General features: G+C 63.8%; 14 protein-coding genes and 3 pseudogenes. 3 read left to right on the top strand and 14 right to left on the bottom strand.

Going from position 1 to position 18,445, the window contains the following annotated elements; all coding sequences use genetic code 11:
* Positions 1 to 40: 40 nt before the first annotated feature.
* The 5 genes and pseudogenes from ACV22V_RS21280 to ACV22V_RS21260 form a co-directional block, all read right to left on the bottom strand.
* A complete protein-coding gene (locus tag ACV22V_RS21280) occupies positions 41 to 637 on the bottom strand; it encodes a plasmid pRiA4b ORF-3 family protein (RefSeq protein WP_448015487.1) in 597 nt (198 codons plus the stop codon).
* Between the two features lie 11 nt (positions 638 to 648).
* Entirely contained in the window at positions 649 to 2,184 is a 1,536-nt protein-coding gene (gene tnpC, locus ACV22V_RS21275) for an IS66 family transposase (RefSeq protein WP_448015486.1), read from the bottom strand.
* 165 nt (positions 2,185 to 2,349) lie between these two features.
* Positions 2,350 to 2,583 (bottom strand): IS66 family insertion sequence element accessory protein TnpB, encoded by a 234-nt coding sequence (gene tnpB / locus ACV22V_RS21270; protein ID WP_448015485.1) that lies wholly within the window; start codon positions 2,581 to 2,583, stop codon positions 2,350 to 2,352.
* Complete coding sequence (tnpA, locus tag ACV22V_RS21265) at positions 2,580 to 3,014, bottom strand: IS66-like element accessory protein TnpA (RefSeq protein ID WP_448015484.1); 435 nt, start codon at positions 3,012 to 3,014, stop codon at positions 2,580 to 2,582. Before tnpA ends, tnpB begins: the two co-directional genes overlap by 4 nt.
* A 70-nt stretch (positions 3,015 to 3,084) precedes the next feature.
* Positions 3,085 to 3,321, bottom strand: a pseudogene (locus tag ACV22V_RS21260) (transposase); the annotation flags it as partial.
* A gap of 91 nt (positions 3,322 to 3,412) precedes the next feature.
* Here ACV22V_RS21260 and ACV22V_RS21255 point away from each other — a divergent pair.
* Positions 3,413 to 3,796 (top strand): annotated as a pseudogene (locus tag ACV22V_RS21255) (integrase core domain-containing protein); the annotation flags it as partial.
* A gap of 123 nt (positions 3,797 to 3,919) precedes the next feature.
* Here ACV22V_RS21255 and ACV22V_RS21250 read toward each other — a convergent pair.
* Positions 3,920 to 4,999 carry a glycosyltransferase family 4 protein gene (locus ACV22V_RS21250; RefSeq protein WP_448015483.1) on the bottom strand — a complete coding sequence of 360 codons (1,080 nt, stop codon included), beginning with the start codon at positions 4,997 to 4,999 and terminating at the stop codon, positions 3,920 to 3,922.
* Between the two features lie 174 nt (positions 5,000 to 5,173).
* Positions 5,174 to 6,322 (bottom strand): glycosyltransferase, encoded by a 1,149-nt coding sequence (locus ACV22V_RS21245; protein WP_448015481.1) that lies wholly within the window; start codon positions 6,320 to 6,322, stop codon positions 5,174 to 5,176.
* Positions 6,323 to 6,739: 417 nt separating this feature from the next.
* On the opposite strand from ACV22V_RS21245, the pseudogene ACV22V_RS21240 reads away from it, so the two are divergent.
* Positions 6,740 to 7,495 (top strand): annotated as a pseudogene (locus tag ACV22V_RS21240) (IS5 family transposase).
* A gap of 120 nt (positions 7,496 to 7,615) precedes the next feature.
* Here the strand turns inward: ACV22V_RS21240 and ACV22V_RS21235 are convergent.
* Positions 7,616 to 9,190 carry a mannose-1-phosphate guanylyltransferase/mannose-6-phosphate isomerase gene (locus ACV22V_RS21235; protein WP_448015479.1) on the bottom strand — a complete coding sequence of 525 codons (1,575 nt, stop codon included), beginning with the start codon at positions 9,188 to 9,190 and terminating at the stop codon, positions 7,616 to 7,618.
* Positions 9,187 to 9,759 (bottom strand): drug:proton antiporter, encoded by a 573-nt coding sequence (locus ACV22V_RS21230; protein WP_448015492.1) that lies wholly within the window; start codon positions 9,757 to 9,759, stop codon positions 9,187 to 9,189. Before ACV22V_RS21230 ends, ACV22V_RS21235 begins: the two co-directional genes overlap by 4 nt.
* 1,297 nt (positions 9,760 to 11,056) lie before the next feature.
* Here ACV22V_RS21230 and ACV22V_RS21225 point away from each other — a divergent pair.
* Positions 11,057 to 12,448, top strand: coding sequence for a sigma 54-interacting transcriptional regulator (locus ACV22V_RS21225; RefSeq protein ID WP_448015477.1), 1,392 nt, complete (start codon positions 11,057 to 11,059; stop codon positions 12,446 to 12,448).
* A gap of 45 nt (positions 12,449 to 12,493) precedes the next feature.
* Here ACV22V_RS21225 and ACV22V_RS21220 read toward each other — a convergent pair whose 3' ends face one another.
* The 5 genes from ACV22V_RS21220 to ACV22V_RS21200 are packed head-to-tail and all read right to left on the bottom strand — an operon-like array spanning position 12,494 to position 18,429.
* Positions 12,494 to 14,968 carry a glycoside hydrolase family 2 protein gene (locus tag ACV22V_RS21220; RefSeq protein ID WP_448015475.1) on the bottom strand — a complete coding sequence of 825 codons (2,475 nt, stop codon included), beginning with the start codon at positions 14,966 to 14,968 and terminating at the stop codon, positions 12,494 to 12,496.
* Positions 14,965 to 16,020, bottom strand: a complete 1,056-nt coding sequence (locus tag ACV22V_RS21215) for a DUF1839 family protein (RefSeq protein ID WP_448015473.1) — start codon at positions 16,018 to 16,020, stop codon at positions 14,965 to 14,967. Before ACV22V_RS21215 ends, ACV22V_RS21220 begins: the two co-directional genes overlap by 4 nt.
* Positions 16,017 to 16,988 (bottom strand): amino acid--[acyl-carrier-protein] ligase, encoded by a 972-nt coding sequence (locus ACV22V_RS21210; RefSeq protein WP_059525165.1) that lies wholly within the window; start codon positions 16,986 to 16,988, stop codon positions 16,017 to 16,019. The genes ACV22V_RS21215 and ACV22V_RS21210 overlap by 4 nt, the downstream gene beginning before the upstream one ends.
* On the bottom strand, positions 16,985 to 18,181 hold the full coding sequence (locus ACV22V_RS21205; RefSeq protein WP_448015471.1) for an acyl-CoA dehydrogenase family protein: 1,197 nt from the start codon (positions 18,179 to 18,181) through the stop codon (positions 16,985 to 16,987). The genes ACV22V_RS21210 and ACV22V_RS21205 overlap by 4 nt, the downstream gene beginning before the upstream one ends.
* Positions 18,178 to 18,429, bottom strand: coding sequence for an acyl carrier protein (locus ACV22V_RS21200; RefSeq protein WP_047903457.1), 252 nt, complete (start codon positions 18,427 to 18,429; stop codon positions 18,178 to 18,180). Before ACV22V_RS21200 ends, ACV22V_RS21205 begins: the two co-directional genes overlap by 4 nt.
* Positions 18,430 to 18,445 lie beyond the last annotated feature (16 nt).

The raw sequence follows: 18,445 nt of genomic DNA, 5'->3' as shown, positions 1-18,445 counted from the left end.
TATGCCGCGCGTAAGCGTCAATCCGAGGCCGTCTTGACGATCAGAACTTGACTTCCGAGAGCTGCTGATTCGCGAGCACGAGATCGAAGGCGGCGGGATCGAAGCTGCCGCCACACCACTCGAGGAAGTGGTCGTGCTCCTCGTGCGTCGGATCTGCAATCGCCTCGAGGAAGTCTGCATATCCGGGCACGCCACCGACGTCTTCCGGCGGACACGCATTCTGCCCATCCAGGCACAACGGTCGACGTATGTCGGGATCAGGCACGAGTGCCTTCTCGACCTTGATCCGATGCTGCCAGTTGTCGCCGTAGTCGTAGATGTAGGTGAATGACTTCAGCCCGCCCAGTGCCTTCGCCAGCGTGACCCGTGCTTCATTGAGCATTGGCGGATCGCTCTGGAATCCGAAGTCATCAGGTTCACCATAGTTGGTTTCGCCGAAGACGAACTCGTGCAGGTGCCCGCCTTCCCAGCCCATGGCCAGTTGCAGCACCACATGCAGCTTGCCCAGCCGGATCGAGCCGGGAACGATGATTCGTCGCCAGATCGCCGGCTTAATGTACTTCAGATCAACGCGCAGCACATAATCGGGCACTGGCGCCTTGACCAGGCGCACAGCAGGTTTGCGGGGTTGGACCATCGGATTGATTGTTAGGCGGCTTGCTGTTCGACGCGTGCAGCCGGCATCAGGCGCCATGGCAGCAACTCGTCGATGCTGTTGATGGGATGATCGGCGATGCGCTCAAACACCGTGCGCAGGTAGGCAAACGGCTCGATGCCGTTCAGGCGCGCCGTACCGATCAGGCTATAGATCACCGCCGCGCTTTGGCTACCGCCGTCGGAGCCTGCGAACAGATAATTGCGCCTGCCGAGAACCAGCGGCCTGATCGCGCGCTCCGCCGTATTGTTGTCCACCTCGACGCGCCTGTCTTCGCAATACCGTGTGAGTGCGTGCCAGTGCCCCAGCGAGTATCTGATCGCCTTCGCCAGCCCCGACTTCGCCGAGACCTGTGACAGCGTGTGTTCGAGCCAGGCCTTCAGCTCAGTGAGCAACGGCGCCGAGCGTTGCTGACGCGCAGACAGGCGCACGTCCGGTGTCTGGCCGCGAACCTCGCGTTCAACAGCATATAGCGCCCCAATGCGGCGCAATGCTTCTTCGGCAATCGGTGAGCTGTCCAGCTTGTACAGGTCGTAGAACTTGCGCCGCGCATGCGCCCAGCATCCGGCCTCGATGACCGTGCCGTCACGATACAGGGCGTCATACCCGCTGAAGGCATCTGCCTGGAGGATTCCCGTGTAGCCCGCCAGATGCTCCCGAGGTCGCTCACCTTTGCGGTCGGGCGAGTACCTGTACCAGACTCCTGGTGGCGCGCGGCTTCCCGCCGGGCGGTCATCGCGCACATAGGTCCATAGGCGCGCCGTGCGTGTCTTGCCACGCCCCGGCTCCAGCACAGGCACGGGCGTGTCGTCGGTGTGGATCTTGTCTGCGTCGAGCACGTAACGACCGAGTGCATCGGACAGCGGCTGCAGCAGTGCAGCCGCTTCACGAACCCACGAAGCCAGTGTTGCCCGGTCCAGTTCGATGCCCGCACGGTGATAGATGCCGGTCTGCCGGTATAGCGGCATATGGTCAGCGTACTTCGCGACGACGACCTGTGCGAGCAGCCCCGCATCCGCCATCGAGCGTGCTATCGGCCGCGAAGGTGCCGGCTCCTGTACTACTGCGGCGCAGCGCGGGCAGCTCAGCTTCGGACGGACGTGACGCAGTACCTTGAAGTAGCCGGGCACATAGTCGAGCACCTCCGAGACGTCTTCGCCGAGCGCACGCATCTGTTTGCCGCATTCCGGGCATCCGCAGTTTGACGGCGCATGCACAACCGTTTCGCGGGGAAGATGGGCGGGGAAGTGCCGCGACTTGCGGCGCAGCGGAACGACGTTCGTTGTGGCCGATGTATCAGCAGCATCGGGCACCTTCGACGTTGCGGCCATGGTCGATTCAGGAACGGGAAGCTCACCGAGCGCGAGCTGCAGCTGGTCCATCAGTTCGGTCATGCGCTCCGATGAACGGCCATACTGCCATCGCTTCAGCCGCGAGATCTCGGCCAGCAACTGCGCGATGGTCTCGTCGCGCGAGGCGACGATGCGCTTGAGAGCGGCGATGTCATCGGGCAAATGGTTGGCTGGCATGCATGCCAGTGTAAATGAAGCCCACGCGCTTGTGGGTTCGCGCACCCGGCGTTACGCCGCGCGCGTCGGCTGCCACGTCCGCTCTGGATGCCGCCAGTCAATCCCCTCGAGCAGCATCGACAGTTGGGCAGCAGACAGATGGACTGCACCCGAGTCCGCCTGCGGTCACACGAAGCGCCCACGCTCGAGTCGTTTCGCGTACAGGTTCATGCCGTCGCCGCTCCACCATAAAATCTTGATGAGGTCACCGCGACGCCCACGAAACAGGAAGATGTGCCCCGAGAAGGGATCACGTCCGAGTGCTGACTGCACCAGCGCGGCAAGTCCATCCATGCCACGGCGCATATCGGTAACGCCCGCTGCCAGCCATACGCGGGTACCGCCTGGCGGCGCAATCATGCTGGCATCAGGCAGCGCAGCACGAGGCGCAACTGCACGGGGTCGACCATGCCCGTGACGCGCACACGGGCACCGTTCAGTTCGATCTCAATGCCCGACCCTGCCGGTACGCTCACGCGATGTGGCTCGACAGGCTGTAGAGCGAGCGACGCCGGTTCTGCGATCTCGCCGCTCGGTGCATCAGGTAGCACCACGGGCAGCAACACCGCTGTGCTATGCGCCACCCCTTCAAACAGGCCCGCCCGCAGTTGCCGGCGCCAATTGAACACCATATTCGGATTCAGTCCGTGCGCCTGCGCGAGCTTGGCCACCGAAATACCCGGCTCGCACGCCGCAACGGCAACTTGCCGTCGGTACTCTGGTGTGTAGTTCGGTCGGCCCTTGCGGTTCGATGGCCGCGCATTGCTTGTGTCCAAAGTAGTCCCCAACACTTGAAGTAACGGACATCACTTTGGACACCTGCTTCAGCTCTGTCCATGCGGCCACGAAATGACGCTTACGGCCGATCTTGGCGTGCAACGCCGTCAGGTCCACCGGCGGCTCGCTCGACGGCATGCCTGCCGCGCCGAACACGTCCGCCGCACGCTCCTGCAATTGCCGTTTCCATTCGGTAATCTGGTTCGGGTGCACATCGAACTGCTGCGCCAGCTCGGCCAGCGTGCGCTCGCCCTTGACCGCGGCCAGCGCCACCTTCGCTTTGAACGCTGCTGAGTGCGTGCGTCGGGTTCTCTTCGTCATTTCCTCGGTTCCTTTGCCAGCATTATCGCTGGCTCAGGCCCCGGACGTTCCACTTATCCGACTGTCCGAATTTGCGCGGCCACCTCTAACGGTGGTGTCAGCATTGAACCGAATCGCCGCTCGGCGCGGCGCCCCGCGGCATCTGTTTGTCGACAATGGCAGCGAATTTTCCGGGCGCCTGCTCGACATGTGGGCGTACCACTACCGAGCAAAAATCGACTTCAGCAGGCCCGGTAAGCCGACGGACAATTGCCACTTTGAGACGTTTAACGGATCATTCCGCGATGAGTGCTTGAACCTACATTGGTTCGAAACGCTGGGCGAAGCCAAGGCGATCGTCGAGGTGTGGCGCCGGGATTACGACGAGAGCCGTCCTCACTCGGCTCTCAAAGAGTTGGCGCCAGCCGAATTCGCCCGTCAGCTGGCGCCTTCATCGTGTTCGACCGAACCCGAAACGCCGGAAAACTCGCTCTAGATCTGGTCCGGAAATCCCAAGCGGATCACCGAGGCCGTTCTCCAAGATTGAAATGGCCCGAAGAAATCAGGTAGTTCACCGGAATTCCCATCGGCGCACCCATCAGACCTTATGAAACCGTCTCTAAAGTGTATTGAATATTCTGGTCATCATTTCCGCGCTTTTGCACCAGCGGTATTGCTCGGCGTGCAAAAACCCTTTGTGTTTCAGATCTTCCCTGAGTTCGGCAGAATCAAGCAAAATTCGCAATTTTTCTGCAATATCGTTAACTGAATAGGGGTCGCAGTAAAGTGCTGCATCGGCACAGACCTCGGGTAGGGCAGCGGATCTCCCCACCAGGGTAGGGCAGCCGTGTCGCATTGCTTCAAGCGGCGGAATGCCGAAGCCTTCGTAGATCGACGGGTAGAGGAAGCAGACGGCATTTTGATACAGCGACTTCAGCTTCTCATCGCTGATATATCCGGCGTACTTGACGTTCGGCTCGATCGCTGAAATATCATCCTGCGTTCCGAAAACTGCGGCATTGCGCATGCCGACGATGACCAGATCTACTGACGGATCGTTGATTTGTCGAAATGCCGCAATCAGCCGACCGAAGTTCTTGGTGGGATTCATGCTGCTGACTGCAAGCACGAACCGACCCGGCGTGAGTGAGAGTTCGTTCAATACGGTCGTGTCCGGTTCCAGGGCGTCGAGATGGTCAGAGCCAAGTGGTACGACGCTGATTTTTTTTGTAGAAACACGGCAATGGTGAGCGAGGCGATCGCGCGAGAAGCGGGAGTTAGTCAACACGCAGATGGACGTACGCGCAAGAATCCAGAACATGATTCGGTACCACACCCGGAACAGATGGGAGAAGTGCGCAGGGGTGTCGAACACCGCTGCGTCATGCATATAGATGATCTGCTTGCCGAGAAAAATGGAACCAGAATTGCCTAGGTTGACGATACGGTCTCGGCATGCAAAAAGAGGGAGTGCCAGTTGTTCCCAGATCACACCTTTGGAAAAACCGACCTTGATCGTCCTGGCGCCGCTCACCGTTGCGTCGGTATGTGGGGGAACCAGGACGGTCACTGAATCTTGCGGCTGCACGCTGACCAGGGCGGCGATCAACTCACGCGCAACTCGTTGTACCCCGGTCGTCTTTTGAGTGGTGAATCGGCCGTTGTAAACGAGATTTTTTGTCTTTTTGAAGTTTCTCATGTCAAATCAGGTGAAGTCGACGCGCGGCCAAGTTCCGCGCAGATTGTGCCGGACAGCGGTTCTTGGCTCTCGTCCATGCTGTGCATCGGTTCAGTAGGTCAAGGTCATGCACGCGATGTCTCGAATGTGTTGCCGTCGGGGCTGGCTGGCACCGTTCCCGATTTCAGCAGCTTGTCAGGCCTTGACCTGATCAGGAGTGGCATGTTCGAAATGCAGCGCATCTGTGCGACGAGTGTTCCTATCCAGTCCGTAAATGGCATGCCACTGTCGGAATATGGAGCTCATGGAAAACCGATGAAGTGCAAATTTTCTGGCCGACTCCCCCATTTGCTCCCGAAGTTGCGGGTCGTCGCAGAGCATGGCCACATACCGTGCCATCTCGTCGGCACTTGACGCGATATATCCGGTCACGCCGTGAATAACCACGTCGCGGTTTCCGACGACGTCCGTCACCACGGCGGGTAGGCCGGCGACCTGTGCTTCGATCAGTGCGACAGGCATGCCTTCCCAGCGGGATGTCTGGACGTAGATATCCAGTCCGGATGCCAACTCGAGCGCGCGTGAGCGCGTCACCCAGCCGCTGCAGACAATGGTTTGACTTTCTTGAGGATCTGGAATGTCGTCGGGGTTGCCGCCTATCCAGAGAAACTCCACGTCGGAGGAATACAGCTCGGCCGCCAGTTGCACGAAGGCTTGATGGTTTTTCTGAAACGAAGCGCGACCACTCATTCCGATCACAATTTTTTGATCCCCACGAGCCTGACGCGAAGGAATTTCGACGACATTAATGCCGTTTTCCACCAGCACCGCCGATTTCGCTCGAACCCGTCCTTGAATCTCCCTGAGTTCGCTGTCCGAGCAGGCGACAATGGTTCCACCCAGGAGAGCGGCCATTCGCTCGAAGGTCAAGTAGGCGAGCTGCTTCGCACGGGAAACATCCGAGCGCAAGAAGGAAAGTCCATGCGGGGAATAGAGCACCCTCGCGCCAGTCGCAGCTATCTTTGCCGCTGCCCGCCCCAGCACGCCAGCCTTTGACGAATGAAGATGGATTACGTTTGGATGACATTGGCGAAGGATACGGGCCAGCGCGCGAACACTGAGCAGGTCTTTCCTAACACTGACTTCTCGATCCATTTCGACGTGGACGAGTTTGACGCGAGGCTCGAAGAGCGATGTGAAATCGGCCGGCGTTTCTGGTCGGATGGAGTGCAGAACAGTCACGTCGACGCCCATTGCTGCAGCGTGATTAGCGAGATGGACGAGCATTGAAAGTACTCCGCCGCCAAACGCTTCGACAATATGAACGATCTTTTGTTTATTCATCGTCGGGGCTGTCTATTCGACCGTAGAAACGAATGTCCGACGAATCGCGATGCCGATGACGATCAATCCATTCGACAGATTTGTTTGAAAAGATTTGCATTGCTGAGTGATTTGATTGGGAGCGAGCTGGCACTTTCATTCGTTTTGCGTGGGTCAATCGCGCGATATACCTACGTGGTCGAGGGCTCGGTTCGCTCGATTCAGGGCAGGTATTTAAGCGGGCAGAATACTTTGCGACCTGTAAAAAAGTCTGAAAATCCACATCAACTATTCGTGCGTCTTTGCTCGAGGACGTATGATTCCATGTGTCTAAAGCATTGTGCTATGCATACACGAAATGCTGGGTGCGATGGCTTACATTGGACAGCCGAGGCCCAGGGCGTATTCACACTATTGGTTTGAGGTTATGCTTCGGAGATGGAAATCTCCGAAGCCCAATTCAAACAGATCGAACACTGCCTGCCGCGCCAACGAGGCAATGTGAGTCTGTCGAACCTGCAAGTGCTCAATGCGATCCTTTACGTAGCCGAGCAAGGCTGCAAGTGGCGCGGTTTGCCTTCGCGCTTCGGCCGTTGGCACACGATCTACACGCGCATGAACCGTTGGTCCCGCAGCGGTGTGCTGGACCGGGTGTTCACGGAGTTGCAGCGCGCGTAGATTATCCGCGTCCGGATCGAAGCGGTATCGCTGGATAGCACAATTGTCAAAGTTCATCCTGATGGGGCCGGCGCATAAAAAAACGGACCACAAGCCATTGGAAAATCTCGCGGAGGATGGACAACCAAGATTCATATGGTTGCCGCGGATGCTCGAACAGCCATAACGTTTGTTCTGTCGCCCAGCCAAGCTGGCGATGCTCCGCAAGGGCGCGCACTTCTCGAAAGTCTGGGGCCGTCGAACCGGCCGCTGTACCTTCTGATGGACAAAGCCTACGAGGGCAACGAAACCCGGCAACTCGCGCTCGACCTTGGCTTCATTCCCGTCGTGCCGCCGCTGCGTACACGTGTTGAGCCTTGGGAGTACGACCGCGAAATGTACAAGCGTCGCAACGAAGTCGAACGACTGTTCCGCCGCTTGAAAGGCTTTCGACGCATCTTCTCGCGCTTTGACAAGCTCGATGTGATGTTCATTGCCTTTATCAACTTCGCCTTGATCATTGAAGGTTTGCGATAGTGTGAACGCGCCATGGTTGGTCGCGTGCCAACGTGTCCGAGGTTCTGACGTGAAACGCGACAGGCTGTTCCGCGCCCACGCGCCTGGGCGTGACAGGTGCAACGGCGCGCCGAAACGCGCTTATCGGGCGGTGTCTGGCACGGCGGCTTGCGCGTGTGTTTTCGGTGACGAATGCGGGGCGGGTTTCGGCGGGAGTGCATCGATCGCGCGCCCATACTGATCGTCGAACCGCACGATATCGTCTTCGCCGAGATAGTCGCCCGACTGCACCTCGATGATCTCGAGCGGAATCCGGCCGGGATTCTCGAGGCGGTGAACCTCGCCGACGGCGATGTAGGTCGACTCGTTTTCGCTGAGCAGAAAGGTTTCGTCGCCGCGCGTGACCTTCGCAGTGCCGCGCACGACGATCCAGTGCTCGGCGCGGTGATAGTGCATCTGCAGCGACAGCCGCTTGCCGGGTTCGACGACAATCCGCTTCACCTGGAACCGCTCGCCGAGATCGATCGAATCGAAGTGTCCCCACGGCCGCTGCACCTTGCGGTGTTCGCGCGCCTGCGGGCGCTGCTCGGTCTTCAGGCGCGCGACGATGTTTTTCACGCGCTGCACGTCGTGCTTGTTCGCGACCAGCACCGCGTCGGGCGTCTCGATCACGACGACGTCCTTCATCCCGACGCACGCAATCAGCCGGCCTTCCGAGCGCACGAGACTGTCCTGCGTATCCTCGAACACGACCGGGCCGCGCGCGACGTTGCCCTGATCGTCTTTCGGCATGATTTCCCAGATCGCATCCCAGGTGCCGACGTCCGACCAGCCTGCGGAAAGCGGCACCACGATGCCTTCGATGCCGAGTTCTGGGTGCTCCGCAAGGCGTTCCATGACCGCGTAGTCGATCGAGTCGGACGGACAGGCGTCGAAGGCCGCCGCGTCGACCCGGAAGAAAGGTTCCTCGGCGTTGCCCGCGCGCCATGCCGCGTCGCAGGCCGTATGGATGGCGGGCGCGAGCGTGCCGATCGCCTTCAGCCAGATCGATGCGCGCGTGACGAAAATCCCGCTGTTCCACCAGTAGTCGCCCGAATGCAGGTAGCGTTCGGCGAGCGCGGCGTCCGGTTTCTCGACGAAGCGGCCGATCGCATAACCGCCTTGTCCGCCGAGGCGGCCGGCGCGCGGTTCGCCGACCTGGATGTACCCGTAGCCGGTTTCCGCGCGGCGCGGCAGCACGCCGAGGGTGGCGATCGCACTTTCCTGTGCGTAGCGCGCCGCGCGTCCGATCGCTTCCTGGAATGCGGCGACGTCGCCGATCACGTGATCGGCGGGCATGACCACGAGGATGGGATCGTCCGCGAGCGCACTGGCGTCGAACGCCGCAAGCGTCAGCGCGGGCGCTGTATTGCGCGCGGCCGGTTCGAGCAGGATACGGGGGGGCGCTGCGCGCCCGAGCACCTGCGCGGCACTCATGATCCGATGCTGTTCGCCGCATACCAGCAGCAGCGTGTCCCCGAGCGCGGAGTTCGCGATGCCGTTCAGGCGGCGCGCAGTCGCTGACAGGGGCGATTCGTTCGAGGTCAGCTCGATCAGCTGCTTCGGATACTGTTCGCGGGACAGTGGCCAGAGCCGTGTGCCGGAACCGCCGGCGAGAATGACGGGCAGGATGCAGGGCAGCTCGGGTTCGGGAACCGGGCGAAGGATGGCGCTCATCGATTGACTCCGGTATCGGCGGGCAGCCGGTTGCGTGCGCGGCCGTCCTCGTTTCGCGATCGCGGTGCCGAGACGGTCCGGGACAGCAGCTGACGCAGCGCGCCGGCGGTGCGGTCTGCCGGACGGGCGAGGCCGACGAACGGTTCGCCCTGTTCGAGATAGGGGCCGTAAGCCTTGCGGAATCCGAAGCGTTTGTAGAAAGCCTGGCGTTGTGCGGGAACATGCGTGCGCACCGCCACGTCGGGCCATGCGGCCTGCGCGGCCGTCAGCGCGCGCTGCATCAGCTGCTCGAGCGTGCGGTCGTCGCGACATGTCTCGCTCGTCAGTACCTTGTCGATCACGACGTCCGGATCGGCGTCGTCGCCGGGCAGCACGCGTGCGTAGGCGACGACTTCCGTCGTGTCGCCCTTGTGCATGTACGCGAACACATGCAGCGCGTGCGTGTCCTTGCCATCGATGTCGAGATGAGTGTGCGCGTCCTCGACCACCAGCACCGCGTTTCGCGAGCGCAGGATTGCATAGAGATCGACGGCGCTCAGATGTTCGAATTCACAACAATGCCATTCCATGATGCAGTCCTCGTGTGAAGCCTTCAGCATGCCGGGCCGCATGAATGCATTCGTTGCGCGCGGCTCGACGGAGTCCATGATGCGGATGCGGGGCGCGCCGGTCTGTTCGAAAGCGTACTCACACTCTCGTTACCCCCGTTTCGCGCGACCGGTGCCGGAAGCGCGAAACGGGACGGGCTTCGTGAGCGGGACAATGTGCGGTAGCACACGGTGGCCGTATGGTGGCTTTCCGATAATTGACGCGTCGCGACGGCCCGTTGCGAAACACGCAGCGGACCGTTCGCGTCGAATGCGATTGAGGAACGAAGGCCATACTTGAAGATTGCGATCGGTCACGGCTGGCAGGTCGCGCATCACGGCCGGCTGCCGCGTGCAGACCAGTCTCGACCGCATCGTCGAATTCATCGCGGTGCGCGCATTCTTCATCCGGACGCGATCGTTTCGACGCGCCGGCCAACACGTGCATACTTGCTACAGCGCGCCGCCCGACCATTTCGGGCGTCGTGCGGGTCTGCACCGGTACGATGCCTGTCGCACCGGCATGTCGGCAGCGACGGTGGCGCGACGGGCATGGAGGCCATGCTGCATCGCGGCAGAAGACGGACGATGTGGCCGCCCGCTTCGTAACGATGTTGTAATGAACGCATCCGGTCCAACCTGGCTCGCATGTGTCATGCTGGCGTCGCGCGGACACGCGATTGCCGACGTACGAAACATGCTGCGCGGAATTTTTGTGCGATTCAGGCGAGAATCCCGGGCAATGGGAGGCGCCGATCTTGCAGAAAAGTGGTATTTGCCACTGATTGAAGCGAATGGTCGTAGATAATCAAATCTGAGTCGCTAAACGCGCGCCGCGCCGGCGGAGCGGCAGCGTAATCGGCTGAATCGATGTTTATCTTTTGTTAACAAGGCCGTCTCGATACGGGGTGTAAATTCAGGAGCGGATGAAATGAGGCCACCATTCCGACAGTGGGTTGGCGGCCGTCCGGTTCAGCATCGGGCGGGGCTGTTGTGTACGACGCGACGCGAATGCGGACGGAATTCCCATTTGCCGACGTGCTCCGCCTGACGGCGCGTCGCATGAAAGCCGGAACGCCGCGGCTCCTGCGGTCGTGCGTTCCCTTCGAGTTCGATGACAACAAGGCCGGATGATATCCGGCTCGACCTCCGGGACTCTCGCCGTGTGCAGTTTCGATCTTCGCCAAAGCTGCGGAAACGCAGCGCGGACAGGCGGCCATGCGCCGCCGCCCGCGGCGCACGCGGACGGTTCGCGGAGTGGAGAAAGTGATGGTTCGTTATGAATATGCCAATAGCGCGCGATAAGAGCGCCGACGTGGGGAGCACTACCGGGCTGCGTCCTCTGATTTACTGGACCCGGTCGCCGTCCGTCATGCTGCGCAAAGAACTGACTCGGCGCGACTGGAAAGTGGCGGTCGTCGCGCACGCAAGCGAATTGCGCGACACCTCCGGCGAAATCACTTGCGGCATCCTCGACCTGAGCGGCGGTCACGCCGACGCGATTGGCAGCATCGCGTCGACCTGCGCGTCGATGCGCGATGTCGTATGGGTTGCGCTCGTCGAAACCGGTCAGACCTCCTCGCCGAACGTGCGCGCACTGTTGCGCGACTATTGCTTCGACTACATCACGTTGCCCGCGTCGCACCAACGAATCGCCGATACGGTCGGCCATGCGTACGGAATGGAATGCCTGTTCGCGCGCGATCGCGAAGCGCTCGAATCGCGGGAGCACGGCATTGTCGGCACCTGCAGCGCGATGCTGCGGCTGTTCGATACGGTGCGGCGCTTCGCGCGCACCGACGCACCGGTGTTCGTCTTCGGCGAAACGGGAACCGGCAAGGAACTGACGGCCGTCGCGATCCATCGTCATTCGGAACGGCGCAATGGCCCGTTCGTCGCGGTCAACTGCGGTGCGATCCCGCCCCACCTGCTGCAATCGGAACTGTTCGGCTATGAGCGCGGCGCGTTTACCGGCGCGAACGCACGCAAGATCGGCTACGTCGAGGCCGCGAACGGCGGCACGCTGCTGCTCGACGAAATCGGCGACCTGCCGCACGAGAGCCAGGCGAGCCTGCTGCGCTTCCTGCAGGAGCGTGCGATTCATCGCCTCGGCGGCAGCGATCCGGTGCCGGTCGACGTGCGGATCGTCTCCGCGACGCACGTTGACCTGCGCGAAGCGATGGAAGAAGGGCGTTTCCGCGCGGACTTGTTCCACCGTCTTTGCGTGATGCGCATCGATCAGCCGCCGCTGCGTGCGCGCGGCAAGGACATCGAGCTGCTCGCGCATCACATGCTGGAACGCTTTCGTGGCGACGCGCGCCATCGCGTGCGCGGCTTCTCGACGGATGCGATCACGGCGCTCTACAAGCACGACTGGCCGGGCAATGTCCGCGAGCTGATCAACCGCGTGCGGCGCGCGGTCGTGATGACGGAAGGGCGCCTGATCACCGCGCAGGACCTCGAGCTCGAATACTGTCTCGACGCGGCGTCGCCGTCCGTTGCCGATATCCGCAAGTCGATCGAACGCGAAGCGATCGAAACCGCGCTGCTGCGCACGCGCGGGCGCGTCGCCGCTTCCGCGCGCGAGCTCGGCGTGTCGCGTGCCACGCTCTATCGCTGGATGGAAGCGTACGGAATCGAGCGGCCGCGCGGCACGGGCTCGTCGGACTGACGTGCGCGGCGCGGCCGTACGACCGTGTGAGCGGTCCCGCCCGCGTCAGCGGGCCAACGCGGCGCGCACGGTTCGCGCGGCGTTGACCGCACGGATCTCGACGGTCGGTGGCGCACCGGCGGCCGCATGGTCGCCGGTGTTATCCAGCGGCACGAGCGCGACGCGTGCCGGCGTGCCGGGCGCGAGATCGAACCAGTCGTCGCGCGGCACGAAGCCCGGTGCGTCGATCTGCACATGACGCGCGACGTGGCGCGTATCGATGTCGACGTGCCACGTGTCGCCGGTGCGCGACACGCATGCCTCGATGCCGGGTTCGCGGCGGGCGAACACGGCCGGATGCGTGCGGGACGGAAAGTAGAAGGCCTGCGACAGCAGCGTGCCGCCCTCGGCGCGCAGCGTCGCGACGACGGTGTCGTGCTCGCACGGGCCGAAGCGATACGCATAGGTCCAGTCGAAAAAGCGGCCGAGCAATTCGGCCGACTCGAGCCGCACAGCGTCGTGCGCGGCGATCCGGAGGGCCCCGCCGGCCCGCGCGACCGGCGTACGGCCGTCGCGCAGCGCGACCAGCTCGACGGCTGCCGACAGCGGCGCCGGCCGCTCGTTGATCACATGCACGTCGAGCCCGTTCAACCCTTCGTCGACGAGCAGGACCTGCACCGGTTGAAGTACCTGGCGCAGCGCATACCATGCCGATTTCGGCCGATGCGTCGCATCGAGCAAGCCCCATCCGGCGCCCGCCATCACGTCTTGGAACTGCCAGACGAGCGCACCCGCGCAGCGTGAGCCGGTGCGCCGCCATTCCGAGAACGTGTCGCGCATCAGGTCCGCGATCACCGCGCGCGACAGCTCGAAGTAACGCGACGGATCCTCGCGCCGCAGGCGGTCGGGTGCCACCTCGTACAACGTCTGCAGATAGTGATCGCGAATATCGTCGAAATCCCACGACGTGCCGGGATCGCGCGGCACGGCCGCTTTCCAGCGCGGCTCATGAACGCCCGGCCAGCCGACGCTTGCGAGCATCGCATCGCACGGCACGTTCGCGAACGCGAGACATTCGCTTGCGAAGCGCACGTCGGCGCGACGCGCGTCGTCGAGCGGGCGAAGGTACGCGCCGACGCCGTAATAGTGCGACACGCGTTCGCGCGGCATGAACGGCAGCACGCCGCCGTCGGGCGAGTCGGGGACGTAAAGCGTGTCGGGCCGTCGCGCCGCCGCATGGCCGGCGAGGCGCTCGGCGGTCAGTTCGAGGAAGCGCTGCTTCGGCCCGAGCCCCGACATCGCGGCCTGCTGCGCGATCTCGCTGCCGCCGCACAGAACCGCGAGCGATGGCGATGCGCGGTGGCGCGTGAGGAACTGTTCGGCTTCGCGATCGACGGCGTCCGCGAACGCGCGATCGTCGAGCGCGTAATCGAAATTCGCGAACATGAAGTCCTGCCAGACCAGCAGTCCGAGCCGGTCGCACCACGCGTGGAATGCGTCGGCCTCGTACGCCATCGTGCCGCCGACGCGAATCATGTTGAAGCCGGCGTCGCGCGCGAGTCCGAGCAGCCGGCCATAGGTTGCGTCGTCGGCGTGCAGCGCGAGCGGTGCGGCGCTGCTCCAGCAGGCGCCGCGCGCGAACACGCGCACGCCGTTCACGCGCAGGCCGAAGCCCTTGCCGTCGTCGCCCGCGTCCTGCTCGATCGTGCGAAAACCCGTCGCGCCGAGCGGTCGTCGATCGGCGCCGATGTGCAATGCGACTTCATAGAGCACCGGTTCGCCGTGCGTGTGCGGCCACCAGCGGCGCACGTTCGGCACCGCGACGGTCGCGTGCAGCCGGTCGGCGCCGCTGCGCTCGAGCGTCGCGTGGTGCTCGCCGCACGACAGCCGGGCCGTGAACGCATCGGGCAGCGGCCCGGCGAACGCGAGTTCCGCGTCGAGCCAGCCGGTGTCGCCATCGATGCGCGCATGCAGGTCGCAATGAACGAGAACGGGCCCGGCGGTCGGATCGAGCACGTCGACGGGCCGCCACGGTCCGGTCGGCACGCAGCGCGGAAACCACCCGGGCATGTGCCCGAGCAGCGACGTGCGAACGGTGCGCAGCGTCGCCGGTTCGGCCAGTCGCGTGCGCCAGCGTGCACGGCGCGGTGCGCGCACGTCGCGCACGTGCGGCGCGAGGGCGCGGAAGCAGACGGTCAGGCGGTGTGTGCCATCGAGCGACACGGGCACGTCGTGCGCGACGAACATGCTGTCGGAGCGCAGGATCGGCGTGTCGTCGAGCCACGCTTCGGCAAGTGTCGCGAGGCCGTGAAAGCGCAGCACGCGCGGCCCGTGCCCGTGCAGTTCGACGCGATACCAGTGGTCGCGCTCGTCGAGCGACGCCGTATCGTCGGGGCGTCCGGCCTGCACGAGCGCTTGCGCGACCGTGCCGGGGACGGGGGCGGCGATCCAGCCGTCGGCGGGAAGATCGCGCGGCCCGCGCGTGGCGCCCGCTGCCGTGGCGAGCATCGACCACGCGAGCGCGGCGGGCGCGCGTCTCACCGCATCGACGGCACGGAGGCCGCGTCGACGCGAACGGGCACCGCGCGCTGAAGCGGCGGGACGATCTGCCGCGCGCAGTCGATCAGGTCGGCGTAGGCCGCTTCGATCGCTTCGAGCGTCGCGTCGCCGCGCTCTTCCTTGCCGCGCGCGCAGGCCCGCGCCAGGCGGAACTCCAGTACCATCGCCTCGGACGCGATGCGGTCGCAGGCGGTGCGAATCTCGGCGAACGGTCCGACGCAGCCGCTGGCCTGCAGCCAGCGCGCGTAATGGCCGAACAGTTCGAAGTTCGCACCGAGTTGCCGCACCGAATTGAACGAGTACGCGTGGAACCGTTCGAGCGGCGAATCGGCGAGCGATTTCGCATCGATCTGCAACTGGCGCCGGAACGCCGCGACCGGATTGACGACCGGCAGGCGGCGCAGATGGCGCTGCAGCGCCGCGAGCGAGGCTTCGCACAGCGCGCGCTCGTCGAGCGGCGCGAAACGCCGCTTCGCGCACTCGACGTACGGCGGCAGCGGCATCGGCGAACCGCCGCCGACGAGACCGTCGTAGTCCACATCCTCGGCCACGTAATAGCCGCTGTTGTGGAAGTAGCCGATCTGGCGGTGCGTGCGATCGATCGAGTCGATGCCGATCGTCGTCTTCGTATGCTGCGCGCGGTAGCTGCTGCCGCGCGTGTCCGGCAGGAACCACGCGTCGACCTCGACGATCATCAGGTGACCGCGCGCGACCTGCGTCTCGACGTGCTGGTCGAGCGGCTCGTAGATCGAATGCTCCTGCACGACGATTCCGTAAAGCCGCTCCAGTTCGTCGTGCGGAAACTTGAAGAACGTGAACTGGTCGCCCTCGAAATCGAGCGCGATCGTAAACGGCAGTGCCGCGTACGGATTCAGGCCCCACCAGCGGAGCACCTCGAGCCACATGTCGACGTAGCAGTTGGTCTGCTTCCAGACCATCTCCTGACTGTGCAGCGGGTGCGGCCGATAGTGGCGTGCGCGGTGGCGCACGTCCTCGAACGACGCGTCCTCGCCGTCGCGGGACACGAATTTCATCGCGTACCCCACAGCACGTCGCGAACGTCGGCCGGCCATGCGTCGATGTCGAAACCGTGATGACGGAACAGCGCGAGCGTCAGCCGCTCGAGGCCGAAGCCGACACAGCCCGTGTGCGCGACGTCGCCCGTCGCGGTGCGGATGTCCCACAGCAATCCGAAGTGATCCATGTGGTAGTTGAAGCTCAGGCACGCGGTCTGGCGATCGTCGTGCTCGATGGGGATCAGAAGCTCGAACTTCAGGTTCTGCTCGCGCTGGCTGTTCGCGACGATCTTGCCGCCGCGCCCGAAGAACGGATCGTTCGCGAGATCGATCGCGTTCGGCAGGCGCAGCGCCTCGATCATCCGCGTGCCGCGCTCCATCCACGTCGCGCGGAACGCGACGATCTGCTCGGGCGTGCCGATCCGCACGTATTCACGCATCCGGAACAGCTGCATGCGGGTCGGGTCGAGCGACGGCTCGTGGCGGAAGCAATACGAGAACACGTCGACGATGCGGCCGTCGTCGGGCAGCGCACCCGCGCGCGCGACGACCGGATAGACCGGGTAGCAGGCGGCCGGCGTCAGAACGACGTAAGTCGGCTTCTGGCTTTCGGTCCAGTCCTCGCCGCGGTCGAGGCACTGCAGCACGCGCTGGTGGCGCTGCTCGTCGCCGCAGAACGCATGCACGCTGCCCGCGAGCTGCGGGAAGCTCTTCATGTATTCGCTGCGCTCGAACTCGGTGCGGCTCATCGCCGGCGGGAAGCGCAGCACTTCGGCCTGCTGGTCGGCGCCGAGGCGCGTGACGAAGGCGTCGAGCGCTTCGACGACGCGCTCGAACCGTTCGCTGCGGCCGAACAGGCCCTGGATGCCGGTCGACACGAGCAGGCCCGCATCGATCAGCGCGTCGCGCAACGGATTGACGCCCGCGCGGTCGAGCGGTGCGTCGGACGGGGTGGCGGCAGAGGGCACGGACAGGCGGTCGTTCACGAATGTTTCTCCAGCGTCGCGGGACGCAATGCGAGCAGCAGGCTCGCGGTATTGGCGGCAATGCGGTCGTTGCTGATCATCAGCGGCGCCGCGTGCAGGTCGCGCAGGTGGCGGCCGATGCTGAACGGCGTGCCGTGCTTGTAGCCGGCCATCCCGCAGATCATCATCGCCTGCTGTGCGACTTCGAGCGCGGTCGACGACACATAGGTTTTCAGCGTGTTGATCTCGGCGGCCCAGGCCATGCCGGCCGACCACGAGCGGGGCGACGCGCTGGCATGGAGGCGCAGTACGTTGTCGACGCGGGCCTGCATCGCCTGCATCAGCGCAAGCGATTCGGCGATGCGCCGCGACGCGGGCGACGGCGCGCCGTCGGTCTGGCGTGCCTGCGCGCGGAAGAACTGATGCGCGCGATGGAACGCATCGCCGGCCACGCCGATCCACACCGCCGCCCACAGGATGTGCGAAACCGGCACCATCGTCTGCTCGGCGATCTGCGCGAACGGCACGGGCAGGCATTGTTCGGTCGCGCCCTGTGCGTCGAGCACGAATCCGTTGCTGCACGTTCCGCGCATGCCGAGCGTGTCCCATTCGCCGCGGCGCGTGAGCGTGTAGCCGTCGCGCAGCAGCGTGACGAGCACCTGCTCGGACGCCGGCGCGTCGGCGTCGCGCCGCGCGGTCGCGAGGATGCCGTCGGCATAGTCGCCGTACGAGATCGTCGGTGCGGATTTGTGCAGCCGGAATGCGCCGCCGTTGGCGTCGAGCGCGCACTGGCTTGCGCGCAGGTTGCCGCCGACGCCGTCTTCGGATGTCGCCGACGCGAGCAGCCACTGATGGCGCACGAGCTGCTGCAGGAACAGCTTGTGCCAGCCCTGGTCGGCAGCGTGATTGACGATGCACGCGACCTGGATCTGGTGCATCGCGAACACCATCGCCGACGATGCGCACGCTTGCCCGAGGATCGAGCATGCCGATGCGATGTCGGCCAGCGACGCGCCGGCACCGCCGAGCCGGGTCGGGACCATTGCGCTCAGCAGGCGGCGCGCGCGCATGGCCTCGATCGCTTCGACGGGGCAGCGCGCGTCGCGATCGACCGCATCCGCATGTTGGGCGGCGATTTGCGCGACGGCATGCGCGGCCTCGTCGAGCCGGCGTGCTTCGTCGTCGGCTGCGAGTTCGGGAAGCAGCGCGCTCATGCGGAATGCTCGGAGCGTTGCAGGGTCGCGATCGTATCCGCGAGCGCGTCGATGCTGCGGAACAGATTGCGGTTCAGCATCTCGTCGGGAATCTCGATGTTGAACTGCTTCTCGATTGCGAGCATCAACTGGATCGTGTCGAGCGAGGAGAGGCCCGCTTCGTAGAGGTCGTCCCCGTCACCGATCGAATCGATCGCGGCTTCGAGGTGGGCGACGTGCTTGAGGATGGTTCTGATTTCGTTTTTCACGTGCTGCTCCGGCGTG

This window comes from Burkholderia sp. AW33-5, assembly GCF_053427615.1.
The sequence above is the reverse complement of the archived record's forward strand: the minus strand, read 5'-3'. Positions and strand labels throughout refer to the sequence as shown.